This is a genomic window from Citrobacter sp. S39 (assembly GCF_009495675.1).
Taxonomy (GTDB): domain Bacteria; phylum Pseudomonadota; class Gammaproteobacteria; order Enterobacterales; family Enterobacteriaceae; genus Citrobacter; species Citrobacter freundii.
Genome location: NZ_CP045555.1, coordinates 4102860 through 4124845 on the forward strand (window position 1 = coordinate 4102860; position 21986 = coordinate 4124845).

Annotated in this window: 18 protein-coding genes, 1 tRNA gene and 1 pseudogene; 9 read left to right on the forward strand and 11 right to left on the reverse strand. The window is 53.2% G+C overall.

The annotated features are described in order from the left end of the window. Positions 1–81 precede the first annotated feature (81 nt). Complete coding sequence (ftsK, locus tag GFB57_RS19665) at positions 82–4104, reverse strand: DNA translocase FtsK (protein WP_153983856.1); 4023 nt, start codon at positions 4102–4104, stop codon at positions 82–84. Between the two features lie 134 nt (positions 4105–4238). Further along, positions 4239–4733: a leucine-responsive transcriptional regulator Lrp gene (lrp, locus tag GFB57_RS19670; protein ID WP_002439523.1), complete on the reverse strand. Its 495-nt coding sequence runs from the start codon at positions 4731–4733 to the stop codon at positions 4239–4241. A 547-nt stretch (positions 4734–5280) separates the two neighbouring features. Between lrp and trxB the strand changes: the two genes are divergently transcribed. The 6 genes and pseudogenes from trxB to infA all read left to right on the forward strand — a co-directional run bounded on the left by trxB (position 5281) and on the right by infA (position 11105). Then, positions 5281–6249, forward strand: a complete 969-nt coding sequence (trxB, locus tag GFB57_RS19675; protein WP_003035727.1) for a thioredoxin-disulfide reductase — start codon at positions 5281–5283, stop codon at positions 6247–6249. Positions 6250–6363: 114 nt separating this feature from the next. After that, on the forward strand, positions 6364–8130 hold the full coding sequence (cydD, locus tag GFB57_RS19680) for a cysteine/glutathione ABC transporter permease/ATP-binding protein CydD (RefSeq protein WP_003035725.1): 1767 nt from the start codon (positions 6364–6366) through the stop codon (positions 8128–8130). Then, positions 8131–9852, forward strand: a complete 1722-nt coding sequence (gene cydC / locus GFB57_RS19685; protein ID WP_003035722.1) for a cysteine/glutathione ABC transporter ATP-binding protein/permease CydC — start codon at positions 8131–8133, stop codon at positions 9850–9852. A gap of 44 nt (positions 9853–9896) precedes the next feature. Then, the gene (gene aat / locus GFB57_RS19690) at positions 9897–10601 is read left to right on the forward strand and encodes a leucyl/phenylalanyl-tRNA--protein transferase (protein ID WP_003035721.1); all 705 of its coding nucleotides are present in this window, start codon (positions 9897–9899) and stop codon (positions 10599–10601) included. Beyond that, positions 10602–10959: pseudogene (locus tag GFB57_RS19695) on the forward strand (hypothetical protein). Beyond that, positions 10887–11105: a translation initiation factor IF-1 gene (gene infA, locus GFB57_RS19700; protein ID WP_002211347.1), complete on the forward strand. Its 219-nt coding sequence runs from the start codon at positions 10887–10889 to the stop codon at positions 11103–11105. Before GFB57_RS19695 ends, infA begins: the two are co-directional and overlap by 73 nt. Before the next feature lie 79 nt (positions 11106–11184). Here the strand turns inward: infA and GFB57_RS19705 are convergent, their stop codons facing one another. Then, positions 11185–12096, reverse strand: a complete 912-nt coding sequence (locus tag GFB57_RS19705) for a LysR family transcriptional regulator (RefSeq protein WP_003035386.1) — start codon at positions 12094–12096, stop codon at positions 11185–11187. Between the two features lie 108 nt (positions 12097–12204). Between GFB57_RS19705 and GFB57_RS19710 the strand changes: the two genes are divergently transcribed. The 3 genes from GFB57_RS19710 (at position 12205) to GFB57_RS19720 (ending at position 13996) form a co-directional block, all read left to right on the forward strand. Further along, positions 12205–13065, forward strand: a complete 861-nt coding sequence (locus GFB57_RS19710; RefSeq protein ID WP_003035384.1) for a pirin family protein — start codon at positions 12205–12207, stop codon at positions 13063–13065. Between the two features lie 16 nt (positions 13066–13081). After that, positions 13082–13759: an isochorismatase family protein gene (locus GFB57_RS19715; RefSeq protein ID WP_003035382.1), complete on the forward strand. Its 678-nt coding sequence runs from the start codon at positions 13082–13084 to the stop codon at positions 13757–13759. A 149-nt stretch (positions 13760–13908) separates the two neighbouring features. Next, positions 13909–13996, forward strand: a tRNA-Ser gene (locus GFB57_RS19720). A gap of 142 nt (positions 13997–14138) precedes the next feature. On the opposite strand, the gene rlmC is transcribed toward GFB57_RS19720, so the two are convergent. The 8 genes from rlmC to rimK form a co-directional block, all read right to left on the reverse strand. Continuing rightward, positions 14139–15266 (reverse strand): 23S rRNA (uracil(747)-C(5))-methyltransferase RlmC, encoded by a 1128-nt coding sequence (gene rlmC / locus GFB57_RS19725; protein ID WP_003035379.1) that lies wholly within the window; start codon positions 15264–15266, stop codon positions 14139–14141. A 41-nt stretch (positions 15267–15307) separates the two neighbouring features. Beyond that, the gene (locus tag GFB57_RS19730; protein WP_003035378.1) at positions 15308–15796 is read right to left on the reverse strand and encodes a YbjO family protein; all 489 of its coding nucleotides are present in this window, start codon (positions 15794–15796) and stop codon (positions 15308–15310) included. A 59-nt stretch (positions 15797–15855) separates the two neighbouring features. Next, a complete protein-coding gene (gene potI, locus GFB57_RS19735) occupies positions 15856–16701 on the reverse strand; it encodes a putrescine ABC transporter permease PotI (RefSeq protein WP_003035376.1) in 846 nt (281 codons plus the stop codon). Then, a complete protein-coding gene (potH, locus tag GFB57_RS19740) occupies positions 16698–17651 on the reverse strand; it encodes a putrescine ABC transporter permease PotH (protein ID WP_003035374.1) in 954 nt (317 codons plus the stop codon). The genes potI and potH overlap by 4 nt, the downstream gene beginning before the upstream one ends. 9 nt (positions 17652–17660) lie before the next feature. Next, positions 17661–18794 carry a putrescine ABC transporter ATP-binding subunit PotG gene (gene potG, locus GFB57_RS19745; protein WP_003035373.1) on the reverse strand — a complete coding sequence of 378 codons (1134 nt, stop codon included), beginning with the start codon at positions 18792–18794 and terminating at the stop codon, positions 17661–17663. A 138-nt stretch (positions 18795–18932) separates the two neighbouring features. After that, positions 18933–20045, reverse strand: coding sequence for a spermidine/putrescine ABC transporter substrate-binding protein PotF (gene potF / locus GFB57_RS19750; RefSeq protein ID WP_003035370.1), 1113 nt, complete (start codon positions 20043–20045; stop codon positions 18933–18935). 433 nt (positions 20046–20478) lie between these two features. Further along, entirely contained in the window at positions 20479–20955 is a 477-nt protein-coding gene (locus GFB57_RS19755; protein WP_003035368.1) for a YbjN domain-containing protein, read from the reverse strand. Positions 20956–21045: 90 nt separating this feature from the next. Further along, positions 21046–21948 carry a 30S ribosomal protein S6--L-glutamate ligase gene (gene rimK / locus GFB57_RS19760; protein ID WP_003836932.1) on the reverse strand — a complete coding sequence of 301 codons (903 nt, stop codon included), beginning with the start codon at positions 21946–21948 and terminating at the stop codon, positions 21046–21048. Positions 21949–21986 lie beyond the last annotated feature (38 nt).

Below are 21986 nucleotides of genomic sequence, written 5' to 3' on the forward strand. Positions count from 1 at the left end.
GGGGAGATCCCTCTGCTATCCATTTCAGGCCAAAAATCAGCATGAGGAAAGTAGAAAATACTGAATTACTTAACTTTGCAATCATTCGAAGGGCGGCGGAGCCAGCACTTCACGATTACCATTATGCCCTTGTTCGCTGACAATACCCTGCGCTTCCATCTGCTCGATGATGCGCGCCGCTCGGTTGTAGCCAATGCGGAACTGACGCTGGACGCCGGAGATTGAGGCTTTGCGTTTCTGGGTCACAAAGTTTACCGCCTGATCGAACAGCGGATCCAACTCTTCGCCACCATCAAAGCCGCCACCGCCTCCTTCGCTTTCGCTGTCAGAAGTAATGCCGTCGACGTATTGTGGACGACCGCGCGCTTTCCAGTCCTGTACCACTGCGTGAACTTCTTCATCGCGGACAAAGGCGCCGTGAACACGCACAGGGATCGTCGAGTTCGGTGCGGAATAGAGCATGTCACCCATACCTAACAGCGATTCCGCTCCGCCCTGGTCAAGGATGGTACGCGAGTCAATTTTACTGGACACGGTAAAGGCGATACGCGTTGGAATGTTCGCTTTAATCAGTCCGGTGATAACGTCAACCGACGGTCGCTGGGTTGCCAGCACCAGGTGGATCCCCGCCGCACGCGCTTTTTGCGCCAGACGAGCAATCAGTTCTTCCACCTTTTTGCCAACCGTCATCATCAGGTCGGCGAATTCATCCACCAGCACAACAATATACGGCAGTTTTTCCAGCACCGGATGCTGAACATCCATACTGTCACCCGGCTTCCAGTAAGGGTCCGGAATCGGACGCCCCATGCGGGCGGCTTCGGCGATTTTCTCGTTATAACCGGCAAGGTTACGCACGCCAAGCGCCGACATCAGCTTGTAGCGACGTTCCATTTCATTGACGCTCCAGCGCAAGGCGTTAGCAGCATCTTTCATGTCGGTCACGACTTCGGTCAGCAGATGCGGAATGCCTTCATAAACCGACAGTTCCAGCATTTTCGGGTCAATCATGATAAAGCGAACGTCTTCCGGCTGTGCCTTGTAGAGCATACTGAGGATCATGGCGTTCACCCCAACAGACTTACCGGATCCGGTTGTCCCTGCTACCAGCAGGTGCGGCATTTTTGCCAGATCGGCCACCACCGGTTCGCCCGCAATATCTTTACCCAGCACCACAGTCAGCGGAGATGAGTTATCACGGAATTTAGCGTTATCCAGCACTTCACGCAGATAAACGGTTTGACGTTTTTTATTCGGTAACTCCAGTCCGACATACGGTTTACCTGGAATAACCTCGACCACACGTACCGCTGCGGTCGACAATGAACGCGCCAGATCGCGCGACAGATTGGAAATACGCGCCGCTTTAACCCCAGGAGCCAGATTAAGCTCAAAGCGGGTAATCACTGGGCCTGGAGAGTAGTTCACCACATCGGCTTTAATGCGGAAATCCGCCAGACGCGCTTCCACCAGACGTGCCATTTGCTCCAGCGCGAACGTATCTATCGGCTCAACCTCGCTCGGCGGCGGTGTAAGCAGATCTAACGATGGCAGCGGCGTGCTTGGACGGTGCACCGGACGGCTGTCGCCATTACGCATCAGCAGCGGATGGATCAGACTATCCTGCGGCGGCGGCGTAACAGGCTGCGCTGGCTGCTGATAATGTTGCTGCGGTGCGACAGGCTGCGCTGGCTGCTGATAATGCTGCTGCGGTGCGACAGGCTGCGCCGGTTGCTGATAATGCTGCTGCGGTGCGACAGGCTGCGCCGGTTGCTGATAATGCTGCTGCGGTGCGACAGGCTGCGCCGGCTGCTGATAATGCTGCTGCGGTGCAACTGGTTCCTGGTACTGCGGCGCAGGCTCCGGCATCACGCCAGGCGTAAACAGTGGCTCATGCGGCCCCTCATCTACCAGCGTTTTCATTGGCGAAAATTCAAAGTCATCGAGCGAGAACGGATTCGCTCCGGCAGGCTGTTCACCGGAATAGCGCTGCTGCTGAGAAGAAGCAAACTGGCGAGCCAGTTCCGCTTCTGCGGCTGAATCTTCGTCATCAGTCTGGTGGGTATCGTCCTGATACTCTTCGCCATAACGATGCTGCTGCGACTGAGCGAACTGGCGTGCCAGCTCGTCCTGCTGCATTGCATCCATTTCATCGTCATTGTACGCATCTGTATCAAGCTGCTCTTCGCGCGCTTTCTCTTCAGCCATACGCTGTGACGGCAGTTTGATGCCATACGACGCCAATTCCCGGCGAGTAGGCACGCGCACACGATTTGGGCGCGGTAACTGCGGGCCAATCCCCTCTTTCACCTGCGGACGCGGCGCACCGCTGCCCGCAAGGCTAAAGACAGGTGCAGCTGCTGCTGCACCCGCCCCTAAAGCGGCGCTTTTTACACCGGCAGCCAGCGGTGCAACAGCTGCAACAGACTCAACGGGCGGTATGGATGCAGTCGTCGGCATAGATGGCGTAGACGGTTTAATACGCTCAGGCTCCTGAGCAGGTTCTGGAATCGGCTGATACCATGCGGCCAGTTGCTCACGCTCACGCGCACGTTTCTCTTCGACTTCTTCAAAGTAATAGAGCGGCGGACGAGTCGGTTTAACTTCTTCAACCACGGGCTCAGGTTCCACCACAAGCGGTTGTTCAACCACAGGCTGCTGGAACGTAGTGCTCTGTTGAGGGATTGATTCCTGCTGATAAACAGGTTGCGGCGCAGGCTCCGGCTGATAAGCAGGCTGCTGGAATGTGGCGTTCTGTTGAGAGGTCGGATCCTGTTGATAGACAGGCTGCAGCACAGGCTCTGGCTGATAAACAGGTTCCGACTGCGGCGCGACTGGCTGCGCATAAACAGATTCCGGCTGCGGTGCGTAATATTGCGGCTGCGGACTCTCCTCCACAACCGGCTGTTGCCATGGCTCATACGGCTGCTGCACCGGAGGTTGCGCGTACTGGGCTGAATGCGGATAACCTTCAGGCGTTGGTGCAATCGCGGCATCACCGGTTTGCGGGCCTGGTGCGGATTGCCAGGCTACGGCTGGCGCCGGTTGCTCCATAACAATGTTGGTCACGGGCGAGGTTTGCAGCAACGGATCTACCGGCGCGCTCCAGGCCTGAGCGGCCGTTGTAGCTGCACCTGCTGCAGCCACAGGCTCGGTCACCGAGTGGCCGTTAAGCAGTGGGTCAAGCTCGTCATATTCAGGCAGCGTCGCGCGATTGCCGGAAAACAGCACATCGTTAGGATCGGCAACCACGCCACGGGCGCTGTATTCAATTTCGTCTTCATCATCCATGCGTTTGCCGGAGAACAGCGCCGCATCGGTATGACGACCAAGCGGGTTGGTAAATTTCTCTGCCAGACGCTTACGGCGCGCTAACGCACCGCGCAGAATACGAGCCCGACGCGATTCATGGGGTTTGCCATCAGCGGCATCGACAGACTCTTCTTCATCTTCATATTCTTCGTCATCGACCCAGGTATCGTCGCGGCGGGTACGGTTGCTGGCAAACGTCAGGATATTGAGTAACCAGCCGCCCAGTTTTTCCGCAATGCTCACCCATGACCAACCGGTGAAAAGCGTTAATCCCGCCGCCCAAATGCACAACAACGTCAGCGTGCCGCCGCTGCTGTGCAGTAAGGGTTGTAGCGTAGTGCTGAGCAGACTGCCGATCACGCCGCCAGAGGCGAAATACCAGATGTCATCGGCGTTAATTGCGGCCAGCCCGCAGGAAGTGAGAATCAGCGCCAGAACGCCAATAATGCGCAGCGAGACGGCAAAATAATCGACGTATTCGTCGCTGGCCTGGTGTCGCCAGGCAAACCAACAGCCGCCAACAATGATGACGGGAATGGTGTAGGCCATGACGCCAAAAATAAAGAACAGCGTGTCCGCCAACCATGCTCCGGGTATTCCCCCCAGATTATGGATAGGTTCATGCCATGCGGTTTGTGACCAACTGGGATCCGAAGGGTTAAAGCTGAGTAAGGCAGCCATCAACCAGACGGCAAAAAGGGCAATAAGAATCAGTAGCGCTTCCAGAAGTCGGCGCCCGCTGCTTAACTTCGTCAATGTGACGTCTTTGTCTTCAGTGTATTCCTGGCTCAAAAACGGCTCTCCAGGTTTCAGGCTTTTCCTGCCCGATGCTAAAACGGACAACAGCACCGGGTTACCCCGGCACTGTTGCTGTATGGATTAACAGGAGTGTAATCAAACTGCGTCGATTTTGCACCTGTTCCGTGTTAGCGCGTCTTAATTACCAGACGATTGCTCTGTTTGACTTCTTCCATGACTACATAAGTACGTGTGTCATTCACGCCAGGCAGACGCAGCAGGGTTTCCCCCAACAGCTTACGGTATGCCGACATATCCGGTACGCGTGTTTTCAGCAAATAGTCGAAATCACCGGAAACCAAATGACACTCTTGAATTTCTTCAAGTTTTTGTACTGCAGAGTTGAATTGTTCAAACACATCCGGGGCGCCACGATTCAGAGTAATCTCAACAAAAACCAGAAGTGATGCATCCAGATAATGCGGGTTTAACAGCGCTGTATAGCCCTGAATAAAACCCTGTCTTTCCAACCGACGCACACGCTCAAGGCAGGGCGTTGGTGAAAGTCCCACACGTTTAGAAAGCTCGACGTTAGAAATACGCCCATCCTTTTGCAGCTCATTAAGAATGTTACGATCGATACGGTCGAGATCTTTGCCAGGGCGCTTCTTACTATCTACCATTATTATTGTCTCTCTGTATTCCTTCCCTACTCCTGCCTGACTCTACCAACATCACTGTTCAGAGTCGCTACCCATCAAAATAAACCGCAACCCAGAGGGATTTTCGGTTCGCAATGTCTGGGTTTATGGTGAGAAGACCGTTGCCTGTCGGCGGCTATCGACATCACGAATGGCATCTGTCCACACCATGCGTAGATTTCGCTAACACGGTAAACATGATATCTACATGCATGATTATGCAGCACATACATGACACAGTTTTTTTCTTCCTTGAATGTTTTCGCAAAACAGCAGGGGATTGTCAAAGCAAAACATCGATTTTTAGTACAACATGCCAGTTATTCATTCGCAGTGATGGAAAATCGTCATTTTATCACCTTATAACTGACCGATTTTAAGTAGAAATCGTTATAGTATTACGGCTGATCACCCCGTTCATCGGTTTCTGCTATTACACATATTGTTAACAAAATCGCCATACTCTTTTTTTACGTCTGTAAATTCCCTACAATCCTGCTCATTGCCTGCCAACAACTATGGGGATCTCATGGGCGCAACCAAACACAGTAAACTTCTTATTCTGGGCTCTGGCCCTGCGGGATATACCGCTGCGGTCTACGCTGCACGCGCGAACCTGCAACCGGTACTGATTACCGGTATGGAAAAAGGTGGTCAGTTGACCACAACAACAGAAGTGGAAAACTGGCCTGGCGATCCGCACGATCTTACTGGCCCGCTGCTGATGGAGCGTATGCACGAACATGCGTCAAAATTTGACACTGAAATCATTTTTGATCACATCAGCAAAGTTGATCTGCAAAACCGTCCTTTCCGTCTGACCGGCGACAGCGGTGAATACACCTGTGACGCACTGATCATCGCCACCGGCGCTTCAGCACGTTACCTGGGTCTGCCTTCAGAAGAAGCATTCAAAGGCCGTGGCGTTTCCGCCTGCGCGACCTGCGACGGTTTCTTCTACCGTAACCAAAAAGTTGCGGTGATCGGCGGCGGCAACACCGCTGTTGAAGAAGCGCTATATCTGGCGAATATCGCATCTGAAGTGCATTTGATTCACCGTCGCGACAGCTTCCGCGCGGAGAAAATTCTCATCAAACGTTTGATGGATAAAGTTGAAAACGGCAACATCGTGCTTCACACCCACCGCACGCTGGAAGAAGTGACCGGCGATCAAATGGGCGTAACCGGACTGCGTCTGCGCGATACGCAAAACACTGACAACGTGGAATCACTGGACGTTGCAGGGTTATTTGTCGCTATCGGTCACAGCCCGAATACCGCTATTTTCGACGGTCAGCTTGAACTGGAAAACGGCTACATCAAAGTTCAGTCCGGTATTCACGGCAATGCCACTCAAACCAGCATTCCGGGTGTCTTCGCAGCCGGTGACGTGATGGACCATATTTATCGCCAGGCGATTACGTCTGCGGGCACGGGCTGTATGGCCGCGCTTGATGCAGAACGTTATCTCGACGGTCTGGCGGACGCTTGCAAATAAGTTTTACAAATCAGTAACAAAAGTAAAAAAGGCGACTATAAGTCGCCTTTATTTTTGCCTCGTTGTAACATTGCCCTGCCCAAAAATTCCAATAACTCACCTGCTAAGCGTGCAATGAATAAAACCCGTCAAAAAGAGCTGACCCGCTGGTTAAAACAGCAAAGTGTAATTTCCCAACGATGGCTGAACATTTCGCGCCTGTTGGGGTTCGTGAGCGGCCTGTTAATTGTCGCTCAGGCCTGGCTCATGGCCCGAATTCTGGACCATATGATCATGGCCAATATTCCCCGAGAGGCGCTTCTGCTTCCTTTCATCGTGCTGGTATTGATTTTCATCCTGCGGGCATGGGTCGTCTGGTTACGCGAACGGGTCGGGTTTCACGCAGGACAGCATATTCGCTTTGAAATTCGCCGCCAGGTGCTTGACCGTCTGCAACAGGCAGGTCCGGCCTGGATACAAGGCAAACCGGCCGGGAGTTGGGCCACGTTGATCCTGGAGCAGATTGACGATATGCATGATTACTATGCACGTTATCTGCCGCAAATGGCGTTGGCCGTATGCGTCCCCTTATTGATCGTGGCGGCGGTATTCCCGTCAAACTGGGTGGCCGCCCTTATTCTGCTTGGAACTGCCCCGCTGATCCCGTTGTTTATGGCGATGGTTGGTATGGGTGCTGCCGACGCTAACCGCCGCAATTTTCAGGCTCTTGCTCGCCTCAGCGGCCATTTCCTCGACCGCCTGCGGGGCATGGAGACGCTAAGAATCTTTGGTCGCGGTGAAGCCGAAACGGAAAGCATCCGCGCTGCGTCACAGGATTTCCGCCAGCGCACTATGGAAGTCCTGCGCCTGGCTTTCCTGTCATCCGGTGTCCTTGAGTTCTTTACCTCCCTGTCCATCGCACTGGTCGCGGTTTACTTCGGCTTTTCCTACCTTGGCGAACTCGATTTTGGACACTACGGCACAGGTGTCACATTGGCTGCCGGCTTCCTCGCGCTCATTCTGGCGCCGGAATTTTTCCAGCCCCTGCGCGATCTGGGCACGTTTTATCACGCCAAAGCACAAGCCGTTGGTGCAGCAGACAGTCTGAAAACCTTCATGGAAACCCCGCTTGCACATCCTGAGCGTGGCGATATTGAGCTGGCGACAAAAGACGCCGTGTCAATCGAAGCACGAGATCTGGTCATCACCTCGCCGGAAGGTAAAGTGCTTGCAGGCCCGCTCAACTTTACCCTGCCAGCCGGTCAACGCGCGGTGCTGGTTGGCCGCAGCGGCTCCGGAAAAAGTTCGTTGCTCAATGTCCTGTCCGGATTTCTCTCTTATCAGGGATCGCTGAGAATTAACGGCTTTGAACTACGCGACCTGTCGCCTGATTGCTGGCGCAAACAGCTGTCCTGGGTTGGACAAAATCCGCAGCTCCCTGCCGCCACGTTACGCGATAACGTGCTGCTCGCTCGCCCCGATGCCAGCGAAGAACAGCTGCAGGCCGCACTCGACCGCGCCTGGGTCAGTGAGTTTTTACCGCTACTGCCGCAGGGTGTAGATACACCAGTAGGCGATCAGGCGGCTCGACTTTCTGTCGGACAAGCGCAGCGCGTTGCCGTGGCTCGCGCCTTACTCAATCCGTGTCAGTTGCTGCTGCTGGATGAACCCGCCGCCAGCCTGGATGCACACAGCGAACAACGCGTGATGCAAGCGTTGAACGCAGCGTCACGCCGCCAGACTACGCTGATGGTGACACACCAACTTGAAGACCTTGCCGACTGGGACGCTATCTGGGTGATGCAGGACGGACAGATCGTTGAACAAGGCACTTATGCAGAACTTAGCGCAGCCAACGGGGCGTTTGCGACATTACTGGCTCATCGTCAGGAGGACATCTAAATGCGCGCTTTGCTACCTTATCTGACACTGTATAAACGTCACAAATGGATGTTAACCCTGGGGATCGTTCTGGCGATCGTCACACTGTTGGCAAGTATTGGTTTGCTGACGCTTTCCGGTTGGTTCCTGTCGGCTTCTGCTGTGGTGGGTGTCACCGGGATTTACAGTTTTAACTATATGCTCCCTGCCGCCGGGGTACGCGGTGCGGCAATCACCCGCACCGCGGGCCGCTATTTCGAGCGATTGGTCAGCCACGACGCGACGTTCCGCGTGCTGCAACATTTGCGTATATATACCTTCAGCAAACTGCTGCCGCTCTCTCCTGCTGGCCTGTCCCGTTATGGACAAGGTGAATTGCTTAATCGCGTGGTGGCGGATGTCGACACGCTCGATCATCTCTATTTACGCGTGCTCTCCCCGCTTGTAGGCGCTTTTGTCGTTATCATGGTGGTCACGCTGGGGCTAAGCGTTCTCGATTTCACGCTAGCTATTACTCTCGGCGGTATTATGCTGCTGACCTTATTTATCTTGCCCCCACTCTTTTATCAGGCAGGTAAAAGCACCGGGCAAAGCTTGACGCATTTACGTGGGCAGTATCGTCAGCAGCTAACATCCTGGCTGCAGGGCCAGGCTGAACTGACCATCTTTGGTGCCAGTGAACGTTACCGCGCCCAAATGGAAGCCACCGAGTTGCAGTGGCATGAAGCCCAACGTCGTCAGTCTGAATTAACGGCGCTATCACAGGCGGTCATGCTGTTAGTCGGCGCACTGGCAGTGGTTGTGATGTTATGGATGGCCTCAGGTGGCGTAGGTGGCAATACCCAGCCGGGTGCGCTGATCGCGCTGTTTGTCTTCTGTGCGTTGGCCGCATTTGAAGCATTAGCCCCCGTCACCGGCGCGTTTCAGCATCTCGGACAGGTTATTGCCTCTGCGCTGCGCATCACCGAACTGACTGAACAGCAGCCAGAAGTCACCTTCCCGGATGCCGGTTCCCCGGTTTCTGAGCAGGTCACTCTCACGCTACGCGATGTATCATTCAGTTATCCGGGACAAGCACAAAAAGCGCTCGACACCCTTTCCCTGAAGGCTCAGCCCGGTGAGCATATTGCGATTCTCGGCCGCACCGGATGCGGTAAGTCAACGTTACTGCAATTGCTTACCCGTGCATGGGATCCGCAGCACGGCGAAATTCTGATTAATGAGCAGCCGATTTCAGCCCTCAGTGAAACCACGCTGCGCCAGAGCATCAGCGTCGTGCCACAGCGCGTGCACCTGTTCAGCGCGACGCTTCGCGACAATCTTCTGCTGGCGGCACCGCACGCCAGTGATGACACATTATCTGCAATGCTGTGCCGCGTCGGTCTGGACAAACTGCTTGAGGGTGATGGACTCAACGCCTGGTTAGGCGAAGGGGGTCGACAGCTTTCTGGTGGCGAACTTCGTCGTCTGGCTATCGCCCGTGCCTTATTGCACGATGCCCCACTGATGCTGCTGGACGAACCGACCGAAGGACTTGATGCAACAACAGAAAGCCAAATGCTTGAATTAATTGGCGATGCCATGCGTGATAAAACCGTACTGATGGTGACACATCGTCTGCGCGGCTTGTCACGTTTTGATCAAATAATAGTGATGGACAACGGACACATTATTGAGCAAGGTAATCACGCAGATTTGTTAGCCCGGCAGGGACGTTATTACCAGTTTAAGCAACGTCTGTAAGCTATTATTGAACGATCAAACTCGCGTAGTGGAGTTTCGCAGTCATGCGCCTGGTGCAATTGTCCCGTCATTCTATAGCCTTCCCTTCACCGGAAGGCGCTTTACGCGAGCCTAACGGTTTGTTGGCGCTTGGCGGCGATCTCAGTCCAGCCCGACTATTAATGGCCTATCAGCGCGGAATTTTCCCGTGGTTTTCGCCTGGCGACCCCATCCTTTGGTGGTCGCCCGATCCACGCGCCATTCTTTGGCCCGAGAAATTTCATCTCAGCCGCAGCATGAAACGCTTTCATAAAAACTCGCCTTATCGCGTGACGCTCAATTACGCGTTCGGTCAGGTGATTGAAGGCTGCGCGAACGACCGGGAAGAAGGCACCTGGATAACGCATGATGTAGTGGACGCCTACCATCGCCTGCACGAACTGGGCCATGCGCACTCCATTGAAGTGTGGCGAAAAAATGAATTAGTGGGCGGTATGTATGGCGTGGCGCAAGGTACACTATTTTGTGGCGAATCAATGTTCAGCCGTCAGGAAAATGCGTCCAAAACCGCACTGCTTGTTTTTTGCGCTGAATTTATCCGTCAGGGCGGAAAATTAATCGACTGCCAGGTATTAAATAGCCACACAGCTTCGCTGGGCGCCGTCGAAACCCCTCGTCGGGAGTACCTTGAACACCTGAGCAGACTGCGCCAGCAGCGGCTACCGAGCCATTTCTGGGTTCCCAGGACGTTATTTTCGCCTCAGGGGTGAATGTTTTCGGCACATTTTTTGTCGGGGTGTTATAATTGTCGCGCAGAGTTGGTTTAGCCCATTACCCCGCCGCCGTTAAGGAACAGTTCGCGTCAGGCAACGCCTATCGTTTATCTCCTCGTTCCCTTACACGTTGCGCTTTAAGTGCGGCTTTGCCGTGTGTGGTTAGAGTAATGCGCCAAACCCGATTTGCTGTGTTTTAAACGCACAAATCTTTACTTATTAAAAGAACTTCGGCATTATCTTGCCGGTTCAAATTACGGTAGTGATACCCCAGAGGATTAGATGGCCAAAGAAGACAATATTGAAATGCAGGGTACCGTTCTCGATACGTTACCTAATACCATGTTCCGCGTAGAGTTAGAAAACGGTCACGTGGTTACTGCACACATCTCCGGTAAAATGCGCAAAAACTATATCCGCATCCTGACGGGCGACAAAGTGACTGTTGAGCTGACCCCGTACGACCTGAGCAAAGGCCGCATTGTCTTCCGTAGTCGCTGATTGTTTTTAACGCCCGAATGGCGTCCAGATAATAAAAGGTCGGTTTAACCGGCCTTTTTTGTGGGCTGAGGATATGTATTTAATCCTCAATCATCCGCGCATATTCTTCCGTTAAGAAATCTACTAAAGCGCGCACTGACGGCAATAATCCCCTGCGTGATGGAAAGACTGCGTGAATAATTTCTCGCTTCGGTTCCCAACCGTCGAGCAACGCTATCAGTTCACCCGCGGCTAATTGATCTTTTACCATCAGTTGCGGAAGCTGCACTACCCCCACACCGGCAACTGCGGCTTCACGTAGCGCCAGCATATCGGTGGTAATCATTCGCGGCGTGAAATGCACTTCTGCCCGCGCGCCCTGTGGGCCAAATAACTCCCAACGATGTACATGTTTGCCCGAGGCGAGACTCAAACCAGGCCAGCGTGTCAGCTCCGCCGGAGAGTGTAGCGCCCCCATTTGCTCGATTAACTGCGGGCTGGCATACAAACGATGCCCCCTGTCCGCCAGCACGCGCATCACCAGGTCGCTATCCTCAAATGGTCTGGGCCTGACGCGAATCGCCACGTCCAGACCTTCTCCAACGACGTCAACACGACGATTTGTCGCCTCCAGTTGCACTGATACGTCAGGATAACGCGCCATAAAACGAGCAAGCATCGGCCCGATATGCACATGCAGCAACGTGACCGGGCACGTCAACTTCACCACGCCACGCGGTTCAACCTGTAACGCGGCAATGGCATCCTGCGCCGCCTGCGCTTCCACCAGCATCGCCTTACAGTGTTCGTAAAAGGTTTGCCCCACTTCCGTCACGTTAAACTGGCGGGTGGTTCGCTGAATCAGTCGAACTCCCAGCCTCTCTTCCAGTTGCGCTATCCGTCGGCTTAGTTTTGATTTCGGTTCATCAAGCGCCCGACCCGCCGCCGCGAATCCTCCTTCCTCTACAACATGCACAAACCATGCAAAATCATTGAGATCTGGCTTCGTCATCTAATTGTCCTATTTATGAGACAGTGAGAACTATTTTAGCTACTACTCAGCTCGCTGTCATGAATATAAGCTTATTCACATCAAGATAACGCCACTGAGGAGGCACAAATGAAACACGTAACAGGCGTCTACACCGCACCTCGCCCGCACTGGGTTGGCGATGGATTTCCGGTTCGCTCGATGTTTTCTTACCAGTCTCATGCTGAACAACTAAGTCCGTTCCTGCTGCTGGATTACGCCGGTCCACATACGTTTACGCCGGGTAACGAAAAACGCGGCGTAGGCGAGCACCCTCACCGTGGTTTTGAGACGGTGACCATCGTTTACAGCGGCGAAGTTGAACACCGTGATTCAACCGGTCGCGGCGGCATTATCGGCCCCGGCGACGTGCAGTGGATGACCGCGGGTGCAGGAATATTACACGAAGAGTTCCATTCACCAGAATTTACCCGTCAGGGCGGCGAACTGGAAATGGTACAGCTGTGGGTCAATCTGCCAGCAAAGGACAAAATGGCCGTTCCGGGTTACCAGGGTATCAGCAGCGATGTGATCCCCTCTGTCGCCCTGCCTGATGAAGCAGGAAGCGTTCGGGTGATTGCGGGCAGCTATCAGGATACAAAAGGCCCGGCACATACCTTCTCGCCGCTGAACGTTTGGGATATGCGTTTACAACGTAATCATCAGCTCACGTTGTCCCAGCCGGAAGGATGGAGCACTGCGCTGGTGGTATTGAAAGGGAATATCACCGTAAACGGCACTACGTCTGCCAGTGAAGCGCAACTGGTGGTGCTGAGCCAGCAAGGGAAAACGCTGCATATTGAAGCCTCCAGCGACGCCAGCGTGCTGCTGCTTTCTGGAGAACCGTTGAACGAGCCGATTGTTGGTTACGGTCCGTTTGTAATGAACACGAAACAAGAAATCGCTGAAGCCGTACGCGATTTTAACTCCGGCCGCTTTGGCCAAATCTGAATCGAAGGAGAAGAATATGTCCAGTCCTGCAAACTTTAATGGTTCACGTCCGGTCATCGATGTAAATGATTCCGTCATGCTGCTTATCGATCATCAGAGCGGGTTGTTCCAGACCGTCGGCGACATGCCAATGCCAGAACTGCGTGCGCGTGCCGCCGCGCTGGCTAAAATGGCGACCCTGGCGAAGATACCTGTGATTACCACGGCATCCGTACCGCAGGGACCTAACGGCCCGCTGATCCCGGAGATCCACGCTAATGCGCCACATGCCCAATACGTGGCGCGTAAAGGCGAAATCAACGCCTGGGATAACGAAGACTTCGTGAAAGCGGTAAAAGCAACAGGTCGCAAGACGCTGATTATCGCCGGTACGATTACCAGCGTGTGCATGGCTTTCCCAGCTATCAGCGCGGTTGCGGAAGGCTATAAGGTCTTCGCAGTGATCGACGCTTCCGGTACTTACAGCAAAATGGCGCAGGAAATCACCCTGGCTCGCGTTGTTCAGGCTGGCGTCGTGCCGATGGATACCGCCGCCGTCGCGTCTGAAATTCAGGGCACATGGAACCGTGAAGACGCCGCCGAATGGGCGGAAGTGTATACCAAAGTCTTCCCGGCTTATCAGTTGCTGATCGAGAGCTACAGTAAAGCCCAGGAAGTCGTGACCAACGGTGAAAAACTGGACTCTCAGCGCTAATCCTATCCTCCGCGCCTGCCTGGGCGGAGGAATATGTATATTGCGTAACCAAACGAGAGTTAACACGTAAATTCTGCTTGACCGTTTTAGCGCAACTCCCTATAGTAGCGCCCCGTTGCCCCCCAAGCGGTCAGGCAGCAATACAATATGGTGAGGTGTCCGAGTGGCTGAAGGAGCACGCCTGGAAAGTGTGTATACGGCAACGTATCCGGGGTTCGAATCCCCGCCTCACCGCCATATTTAAAGAAGAGCTCGTACGCAAGTACGGGCTTTTTTTTCGCATATTGCATTTGCCGGATGCGGTGCAAGCACCTTATCCGGCCTACGAATGACGAACAACCTGTAGGCCTGATAAGCGAAGCGCCATCAGGCATAGCAGTTATTGTCGGCTGAGCAGCGTTAACACTTCATAATGCGAGGTGTGCGGGAACATATCGAAAAGCTGAACGCGTTCAATGCGATACCCAGGCAACTCACGAATATCCTTCGCCATGGTTTGCGCATTACAGCTGGAATAAACAATAAAACGCGGTGCCATGTGGGAAAGAAAATCGCACAGCGGTTTCCCAATCCCGCGACGCGGCGGATTCACCAGCACCAGATCCGGAACTTCGTCCTGAGCGGTAGCAAACTGAGTTGAATCCAACGCCTGAAAATGCAGATTCTGCAATCCAAGTTCCTGCGCCGACTGCTTCGCGCAGGTAATCGCCTCTGGCGCGATTTCAATCCCCGTCAGTTTCATTTGCGGTGTAGCGCAGTGCAGACCAAAACCCCCAACGCCGCAAAACAGATCCCACATGTGATTAACCGGAAGCTGTCGCACCCAGTCGCGCGCCGTGGCATACAACTGCCCCGCCACCACCGGGTTAGTCTGGAAAAAGCTCTGTGGGCGGATCCACAACGGTACATCGTTAAAGCGTTCCGCCAGCGCCTGTTGTTCCGTCAGGAAGATCTCTGTCTCCCCTTCCATAATCGCCATATGCACCGGCTGAATATTGGCAGTGATCACTTTTAACTGTGGGAACTGTGCCTGCAGCCAGGGCAGCGCCGCGCGCAACTGTGCCAGTTTTGCTTCAGAACGCAGGACAAAACGCAGCATCATGCCACCATCGAACCGGCTTTCCGTTAACAGCAAATATTTCAGTTCCCCGCGTTTACGCGCAACGTTATAGGGCGTTAACCCTGCTCGGGCGATAAACGGCTTAAGCGCGGAAAATACGGACGCAAAAGACTCAGGGTAGAGCGGACAGTCGCACAAATCCTCCGGCGTACCGTCACGATGCAACATCCCCAGCAACGGTTTTTCCACACTGCCGCTGACCACCATTTTGGCTTTATTGCGAAACGCGCTTTCCGGACCACTGACCGGCGCGCACCATTCTCCGACCGGATAATCGGCCAGCAGATTCTGTAGATCGGCTGTTTTAGCGAAGAGTTGATCGGCGACAGGCTGTGTTATCCACTGACAGGAGCGACAGCGTTCGGCGTCATAAAGTGCGCACTGCATACAAAGACCTACAAATTAACCGGGGGCCAAGATTATACACGTTATTGCAAACGGAAGAACCGCCTGCTGGACGCAGGAACAAACAGTAGCAGCAATACCAGCATATCCGGTAGTTTTTGCATCACCAGCGTATGCAGGATTTCGCGTCTGGACTCCCCCGCAATACTGAACAGTTCGGGATATCCGTAGCCCAGCGAAGCTGCCCACAGATAGACGCTGGCGATAATCTGGGTCAACAGATAGATCCAGCGTGCCCAGTTCCGTCCTTTTACCAGCGAAAATGCACAGTAAATTTCGATAAATAGCAGCACCAGACTGCCCAGAAACACCAGCGTCAAATTCCAGGTCTGCACACTGCGATGAATAAACTCACTGGTTCCACGAAACCCAAGCGTATTAAAAATCATCAACAGATCGAGACAGCGGATCATAATAATAGCCAGCGCCGCCACCTGCACCAAAGCAGGGACGTTTAAGCGAGCATGTGATGTGGATGATTTCTTAAAAAATCCCAACGCGTCGTCTTCCATGAAAACGGCGCAACCACCACAGCTGCGCCGTATAGACAGGTTGGCAGATTTTAGTTTTTTCAGCCGCGTCTTGCACGTTGGATATCGCGGATCCGTTGTTTTTCTGTTCGCGCCATCAGATACCACGCGATAAATCCGATAATTCCTACCACACCAAGAATCAGCGTCGCCAGCGCGTTGATCTCCGGGTTCACCCCCATACGTACGCTGGAGAACACCAGCATCGGTAACGTTGTGGCACCAGGACCAGAGACAAAGCTGGCAATAACCAGATCATCGAGTGACAGCGTGAAGGCTAATAGCCAACCGGAAATCACCGCCGGCATAATCATCGGCAGCGTGATGACGAAAAAGACCTTCAGCGGCGTGGCGCCAAGATCCATCGCTGCTTCCTCAATGGAATGATCCAGTTCGCGCAAACGTGAAGAAATCACCACCGCTACGTACGCTGTACAGAAGGTGACGTGCGCCAGCCAGATGGTCAGCATTCCGCGATCAGCCGGCCAGCCGATGGCGTGAGCCAACGCTACAAACAGCAGCAGCAGCGACAAACCGGTAATGACATCTGGCATAACCAGCGGCGCGGTGATCATAAAGGCGAAACCATTCGAACCACGAAAACGACCAAAGCGCACCATTACCACGGCGGCAATGGTGCCAAGGATTGCCGCCATCGTCGCAGCGCCCGCGGCAATCGTTAGGCTCATGCCTACAGCGCTTATCATCGCGGTATCGTGAAAAAGCTCGCCATACCAACGCGTTGACCACCCCGCCCAAACCGTCACCAGCTTCGAGCTGTTAAACGAATAGATAACCAACATCAGCATCGGCGCGTACAGGAAGGTAAAGCCAACTACCAGGATAAAAATACGCCACGGCGAGCGAACGACCGGTAAGTTATTCATCCGTGTTCCCCCACGCTTTTTTGCTGATATTTGTGGAACCACATGATCGGCACAATCAGTAACAGCAACATAATAATGGCGACAGCAGAAGCCACCGGCCAGTCGCGGTTATTGAAAAACTCCTGCCAAAGCACACGGCCAATCATGATGCTGTCCGGGCCACCCAGCAGCTCAGGGATCACAAACTCGCCAACAGCCGGAATAAACACCAGCATTGACCCGGCAATAATCCCGCCCTTGGTCAACGGCACAATCACGCTAAAGAAAGTCTTCAGCGGTCGGGCACCTAAATCCAGCGCCGCTTCCACCAGCGAGTAATCAATACGGGTCAGCGCGGTATAAATCGGCAGCACCATAAAGGGCAAATAGGCGTAAACAATGCCGATATAGACCGCCAGATTGGTGTGCAAAATAGTCAACGGTTGGTCGATGACGCCCAGCCACATTAGAAAGTTGTTCAGGACGCCGTTGTTTTTCAGGATCCCCATCCAGGCATACACGCGAATTAAAAACGAGGTCCAGGACGGTAGGATCACCAGCAACAGCAGAATATTACGCGTTGAGGGTTTACTGTGCGCGACGGCCCATGCCAGCGGGTATCCCAGCAGCAGACAACAGATTGTCGAAATTCCCGCCACCTGTAACGATTGCAGGTAGGCATCGAAATAGAGCGGATCGTCCGTCAGTTGCAGGAAGTTGCCTAAGTTGAGCGTGATGGATAACTGATCGTCAGCCCATGAAACGAGGTCGGTATAGGGTGGAATAGCGCGCGCCATTTCAGCCAAACTGATTTTGAAGACGATCAGAAAAGGCAGCAGAAACAGGAGCAGCAGCCACACATACGGCAGTGCGATCACCAGCTTGCGCCCGTGCTTCATTTGTAGCCGCGACATAAACAGCCTGAATCGCCCCGCGTTATCCACGCGTGCCGCAGGTTCAAGTGTACTCATCTTCGCTCCTTAAACCGTCAACACCACACAGCTGTCCGCATCCCAACATAAACGGACTTCGTCACCCCAGGTTGGTAACCCTTTACGATAACGATGCTCATTTTGTAGCTGGGCGCTCAACATCTGACCGCTTTTCAAACGTACGTGGTACACCGACAAATCACCCAGATAGGCAATGTGCACCACTTCGCCTACCGCGAAGTTATAACCCTCTGGCGGAGGCGCTTCGCAGAGCATGATTTTTTCCGGACGTAGCGCAACATACACCGGGACGTTATCGACAACAGAAGCATCGGCGTCCACTTTCAGCGGATGTACCAGTCCTGGAGACTCAATCACCAGACCATCTTCCCGACGTTCTTTCAGCAGTCCCTCAAAAACGTTTACCGAACCGATAAACTCTGCGCTGTAACGCGTGGTCGGATGCTCGTAGATCTCTTCTGGCTCACCAATCTGGACAAATTTTCCACGATTCATGATCGCAATACGACCCGCCATCGTCATGGCTTCTTCCTGATCGTGCGTCACCATCACGCAGGTCACACCGACGCGTTCCAGGATATCCACTACCTCCAGTTGCATGCGGTCTCGGAGTTTTTTATCCAGCGCCCCCATTGGTTCATCCAGCAGCAGCAGTTTTGGACGTTTTGCCAGGCTGCGCGCCAATGCCACGCGCTGACGCTGGCCGCCAGAAAGCTGATGTGGTTTGCGTTTAGCGAACTCCTGCATATGCACGAGTCCCAGCATCTCATTCACCCGACTGGCGATTTCAGCCTTCGGCAGTTTGTCCTGCTTGAGACCAAAGGCAATGTTCTGCTCGACAGTCATATGCGGAAACAAGGCGTAGGACTGAAACATCATATTAATTGGACGCAGATAAGGCGGGACATGCGCTAAATCGACGCCATCAAGCATGATTTGCCCGGTAGTCGGCAGTTCAAATCCCGCCAGCATCCGCAGCAGTGTCGATTTGCCACAGCCGGACGCGCCGAGCAGAGCAAATATTTCACCTTTGTAGATAGTAAGATTGACGTCATCAACGGCGTGCTGACCGTCAAATGACTTGGTCAGATTGCGAATTTCAAGCAGCGGGGTCAGCGCCTTGCGGATTTTCGCTTGTGGGCGTGGGGTTGCATCATTCACTCAGGTGCTCTCCGGCATAAAACAAAGAAACGGTGCAAATAACGCACCATAACGGTGCGTATTGCCGGGTTATATGTGTCCGGGCTCAACGCTGCCGGGCAGGCACAAACCCTGCCGGGTCATGTCCCAAACATCGGTTTATTTCCCGCTTTTTACCTTCGTCCATGCGCGGGTACGTACACGATCGATCTTCGGATCCTGTACTTTCAGTGTGAACAACTTAGCTCGCACATCCGCAGGCGGGTAAATACCCGGGTTGTCACGAACTTCAGGGCTGACCAGAGCCGTCGCTTCTTTGTTGGCATTGGCATAAAACACGTGGTCGGAGATATGCGCAATCACATCAGGGCGCAGCAGGTAGTTGAGGAACTGATAGGCTTCGTCTTTGTTTTTCGCATCGGCAGGCATCGCGAATACGTCAAAGAACGCCATTGCACCTTCTTTAGGAATTGAGAAGGAGATATTGACGCCATTTTTCGCTTCTTTCGCACGGTTTGCGGCCTGCCATACGTCCCCAGCCCAGCCGATTGCGACGCAGGTATCACCGTTTGCCAGGTCGTTGATGTACTGCGAAGAGTGGAAATAGCGAATATTCGGTCGCAGTTTCAACAACAGATCCGTTGCCGGCCCGGTGTAATCATCCGCTTTGGTACTGTTTGGATCTTTACCCAAATAGTTCAGCACTGTGGCGAACACCTCTTCGGGGGCATCAAGGAAAGAGACGCCGCAACTTTTGAGTTTTTCCAGATTTTCTGGCTTGAGGATCAAATCCCAGCTGTCAACCGGCGCATCCGGCCCCAGCACAGCTTTAACTTTATCCACGTTGTAACCAATACCGGTCGTAGCCCACATATACGGCATCGCAAACTTGTTGTCCGGATCGTGTTTGCCCACCAGCTTCAGCAGTTCAGGATCAAGGTTTTTCCAGCCCGGCAATTTGCTCTTATCCAGCGGCTGGAATACGCCCGCGGTCAGTTGACGCTCAAGGAAGCTGGCGGATGGAACGACAAGGTCAAAGCCGGTACTGCCAGCCATGAGCTTACCTTCCAGCACTTCATTGGAATCAAATACGTCATAGATGACTTTAATTCCGGTCTCTTTTTCAAAATTAGCCACCGTGTCCGGGGCAATATAATCAGACCAGTTATATATATGCAGCGTTTTTTGTTCAGCAGCGAGCGTGCCGGCAGAGACGGCCATCAGAGCACCCGCAACCAGGCCTGATAACCATTTTTTATTTAAGGCGGTCATAATCTCTTTCCTTCTGAAAGTTCGTTAACAAACGAACAAAAATGTCACACTCTAATGATATGCAAGAAACGTGCATATTCTTTCATGCGGCACCGATGTAAAGAGAGACCTCTCCTCACGCCGCTATTGCTCGCTGGCATCCGTCCATGCATTCAACATACATTGTGGCCGTAGAACAGGTCACAAGGGGCTGTTTAAATGATGACGTTGGTAAGCTTCGCAAGAATAACTTTAGCCAGGAATTGTGGATATAGCCCAGATTAAAAAACGTCTTTTATCAATTTTTTATGCAGGAATTGTCTATGACGTAAAGCGGAAGGCGCTGAATAGAGGTGAATAATTCTTTAATAAAAGGTTAAATACAGAATAAAAACGGGCAATACGCAACCGCTCTGGCAGCGGCTGCGCAATATATGTCCAGATTCAGGAAGAATTAATGGAGGAAATGAATTTCAGCGGTGCTATTCTGCGCATCTTCTTCAGCATTAAATAACAGCTGATGCGCACCGGCTTCAAGGATCACCATCGATATCTGCTCTTCGCTCTGGCGAACAAAACATTCAAACTGCTCAAACGTCACGCCCGGCATAACGGATAAAGACTGGCAAACCACCAGTTTTGGCAGATTATCATCCTGCATATCCAGAAAAGCTTTCACCGTCAGTGAGCTGGCATTGATCGCGGACAGATCGGCGGCCAGCGGCAGCAGTGCAGAAGGTCTGACTTCTGCCATCGCGGAAAACAGAATGACGTTATCGACCAAATCAACTTTTGCATCAAAGATGCCGTCAAAATTCTGCATGTGCGGCAAATGCAGCGCCTGACAGGTATCGCATTCAAAAAAACTCATGCCCAGGTCGTCGAGCCATTGACGCAACGTATCCAGAGTGGGAACGACCAGTGATGTCATAATAATGTGCGACCTCTATTGATGAAAAAAATACCGGCACAGCTTACGCAAAAAGAGCGTGTCATACCACGATCGCAATCGATATTGCGCTTAGCCGCCGATTTTAAGGCAAAATTCAGGTGTAGCGTGACGTTCGATCCACTGGATCATCTTGCCAGCTATGTCTATCCCGGTAGTTTTCTCCACGCCTTCTAGCCCCGGAGACGCGTTGACCTCCATGACCAGTGGCCCTCGATCAGCGCGCAGAATATCAACGCCTGCAACGTCCAGGCCCATAGTCCGGGCGGCTTTGAGCGCAATTTCTCTTTCGCGCGGCGTAATACTCGCAATAGTCGCCACACCACCGCGATGGAGATTAGAACGAAAATCGCCCTCTTTAGCCCGTCGTTCAATGGCGGCCACTACTTCATCGCCCACCACGAAACAGCGGATATCGCGCCCCTTCGCTTCTTTGATATATTCCTGAACCAGGATATGGGCATTCAGCCCACGAAAGGCATCTACCACGCTTTCTGCAGCCTGCCGCGTTTCCGCCAACACCACGCCAATACCCTGGGTGCCTTCAACCAGTTTCACCACTAACGGCGCACCGCCAACCATGTCAATCATGTCGCTGGTATCGTCGGGAGAGTGGGCTATCCCGGTGATGGGTAAATCAATTCCCTGACGCGCCAGCAGCTGTAGCGAACGCAGCTTATCGCGCGCTCGTGTAATCGCTACCGACTCATTCAACGGATAGCTACCCAGCATCTCAAACTGGCGCAGCGCCGCCGTCCCATAAAAGGTAATCGCGGAACCAATCCGCGGGATCACCGCGTCGAAATGGGGAAGCTGACGGCCCTTGTAATGAATAGAAGATGCCGCCGGACTGATGTTCATATAGCAAGAAAGGGGATCGATAACTTCAACCAGGTGACCGCGCTGCATCGCCGCTTCACGCAGGCGTTTACAAGAATAGAGCGTTCCGTCCCGGGACAAAATGGCAATTTTCACCCTGCACCTCTCTGAATGACCTGGTAAAAGCTGGCGTA

Bases quoted from the DNA above. Each gene is read 5' to 3' on its own strand.
- GFB57_RS19710 (WP_003035384.1), top strand. From the start codon at position 12,205: ATGAAACACGTAACAGGCGTCTACACCGCACCTCGCCCGCACTGGGTT.
- GFB57_RS19730 (WP_003035378.1), bottom strand. From the start codon at position 15,796: ATGGAAGACGACGCGTTGGGATTTTTTAAGAAATCATCCACATCACAT.
- potF (WP_003035370.1), bottom strand. From the start codon at position 20,045: ATGACCGCCTTAAATAAAAAATGGTTATCAGGCCTGGTTGCGGGTGCT.
- infA (WP_002211347.1), top strand. From the start codon at position 10,887: ATGGCCAAAGAAGACAATATTGAAATGCAGGGTACCGTTCTCGATACG.
- potI (WP_003035376.1), bottom strand. From the start codon at position 16,701: ATGAATAACTTACCGGTCGTTCGCTCGCCGTGGCGTATTTTTATCCTG.
- GFB57_RS19755 (WP_003035368.1), bottom strand. From the start codon at position 20,955: ATGACATCACTGGTCGTTCCCACTCTGGATACGTTGCGTCAATGGCTC.
- aat (WP_003035721.1), top strand. From the start codon at position 9,897: ATGCGCCTGGTGCAATTGTCCCGTCATTCTATAGCCTTCCCTTCACCG.
- potH (WP_003035374.1), bottom strand. From the start codon at position 17,651: ATGAGTACACTTGAACCTGCGGCACGCGTGGATAACGCGGGGCGATTC.
- GFB57_RS19715 (WP_003035382.1), top strand. From the start codon at position 13,082: ATGTCCAGTCCTGCAAACTTTAATGGTTCACGTCCGGTCATCGATGTA.
- GFB57_RS19705 (WP_003035386.1), bottom strand. From the start codon at position 12,096: ATGACGAAGCCAGATCTCAATGATTTTGCATGGTTTGTGCATGTTGTA.
- lrp (WP_002439523.1), bottom strand. From the start codon at position 4,733: ATGGTAGATAGTAAGAAGCGCCCTGGCAAAGATCTCGACCGTATCGAT.
- rlmC (WP_003035379.1), bottom strand. From the start codon at position 15,266: ATGCAGTGCGCACTTTATGACGCCGAACGCTGTCGCTCCTGTCAGTGG.
- cydC (WP_003035722.1), top strand. From the start codon at position 8,131: ATGCGCGCTTTGCTACCTTATCTGACACTGTATAAACGTCACAAATGG.
- trxB (WP_003035727.1), top strand. From the start codon at position 5,281: ATGGGCGCAACCAAACACAGTAAACTTCTTATTCTGGGCTCTGGCCCT.
- cydD (WP_003035725.1), top strand. From the start codon at position 6,364: ATGAATAAAACCCGTCAAAAAGAGCTGACCCGCTGGTTAAAACAGCAA.